We start from the raw sequence: 1,841 nt of genomic DNA, 5'->3' as shown, positions 1-1,841 counted from the left end.
ATGATGGCATTTTCATTCGAAATCCTGTAGCAGGGGCTTCACTACACAACAACTTGGCAATGCCGGTTCAGCTGTTCTGGTTGCGGATTGGAGATCCCGTAGAAGGTCTGAGGGCCGATATGGGTGGTATGCTTTTGAATGCGCGCCAGCAGCTCGAGGGCGGTCTTCGGGCTGGTAGCGTTGCCCTTCGCCTTCAGACGCATGCGCATGACGCGGTAGAGCACCAGGGCAAGGAAGCAGATGAGGGCGTGCGCCCGGATGCGGTCTGGCAGGCGATGGTGGACCGGCGCGATCTCGATGTCGGACTTGAGCACGCGGAAGCCGCGCTCGATATCCGCCAGGGCCTTGTAGCGGCGCACTGCCTCTGCCGGGGTCAGGTCCGGCGCATTGGTCAGCAGGGCGAGCTTTCCGTCGAACAGTTCGGCCGCGGCGATGGCCTCCTCGTCCAGTGCCCAGCTGAAGCGCTCGGCGGTGTAATTGGCCTTGATGAAGCGCGTGAGTTCCGCCTCGCCCACCGCACGGGTGAACCGGCTGTAGGCTCCCCGGTCCGAGGCCCGGCGGCCACGGGCCGTTTCGCCGGCATCCTGTGCGTCAAGCCTGGTGACCATCTTCTCGGCCATGGCTTCGAGCTCGGCAATGCGCGCGCGGCGCCTGGCCGATTGCGCGTCCGCCCGCACGGGGTCATGCGCTACGATCAGCCGTTGCCCGGCGAAGCGGGCCTCGGCGAGGCCTTCGCCCGAGAAAGTGAGGTGCCGAAAGGTCTCGGCCAGCTCGCTGTAGCGCCGCGCAGGCACCGCCAGGACGAACTCGAGGGAGCGGCCGCCCTGCGCGGCCAGCGCAGTGAGTTCGCCGATATTGTCCATGCTCAGCAGCCCGCGGTCCGCGACCAGCACCACGCGCCGCACCGGGAAGCGCTGCAGCACGGTGGTGAGCATCGCCTGCAGGGTCTTTGTCTCGGCGACATTGCCGGCGTGGACCGTATGCATGAGCGGCAAGCCTTCGGCTGTCTGCACGACACCCAGGACGAACTGCCGGGCGATGCCGCCGGTCTCCTTGTTCATTCCGAAGGCGCGCAGATCGTCCCCGACCGCTCCCTCGCCGTGGATGCGCACGGTGGTCAGGTCATAGAAGATGACCGCGAGGTCGTGGTCGACCAAGGGTCTGATCTGGCGCGCAAGTTCGGCCTCGACGAGTTCGGCGTGATCCATCAGCGCGTCCATCGCGCGCAGCAGGTGCTGATGGGTCACCTCGCCCGGCATGTCCGGCATGGCGACGGTCTCGAGCCAACGCAGGCAGCCGAGCTTGGAGTCTGGCGCGCAAAGGCGGTTGAAGACCATGGCGCGGATCAGCGCCTCGACATCGATCTTGCGCCGCCCCGAGCGTAGGGCGCGGCCGAGCGCACGATCGAACCCGAGCTCTTTCCACAGCTCGTGCAGAGCAAAGACATCGCCGAAGCTGAGCGCGGTTTCCGATATGACTTCACTGGAGGTGTTGTGGGCTCTGCCGAGGGCGCGGTTCAGCCCGTTGATCAGCGGATCGAGCTTCTGGGGCGTGAGGTCGTCAATCCGCCCGAGGTTCGCCACCACGCGATGGCGCACCTTTCCGTTCTCATCACGGAAGCCGTCAACGAGCTGCAGGTATCGGCGACCGCCGGACTGAGTGATCTTTGTGTACATGCCGCAACGAATATCTACAAAATCCGCGCCTCACAACAAGAATGTCCAGATGGCGTGCCACAACAAAAACCTACGGAAAGCACCCCAAAGGCCATCCTAACTCGTTGATATTGCTCAAAGCAGCGCCGCCACCATCCTCAAAATCAGCCCCGAACTGTCGAACTT

General features: G+C 64.2%; 1 protein-coding gene. It reads right to left on the bottom strand.

Features of this window, described 5'->3' with window-relative positions:
- Positions 1 to 41: 41 nt before the first annotated feature.
- Entirely contained in the window at positions 42 to 1,676 is a 1,635-nt protein-coding gene (locus EP867_RS19460; protein WP_128491074.1) for an IS1634 family transposase, read from the bottom strand.
- Between the last annotated feature and the right edge of the window lie 165 nt (positions 1,677 to 1,841).

Origin of the sequence: Falsigemmobacter intermedius, from assembly GCF_004054105.1 — a bacterium.
GTDB lineage: Bacteria > Pseudomonadota > Alphaproteobacteria > Rhodobacterales > Rhodobacteraceae > Wagnerdoeblera > Wagnerdoeblera intermedia.
The sequence above is the reverse complement of the archived record's forward strand: the minus strand, read 5'-3'. Positions and strand labels throughout refer to the sequence as shown.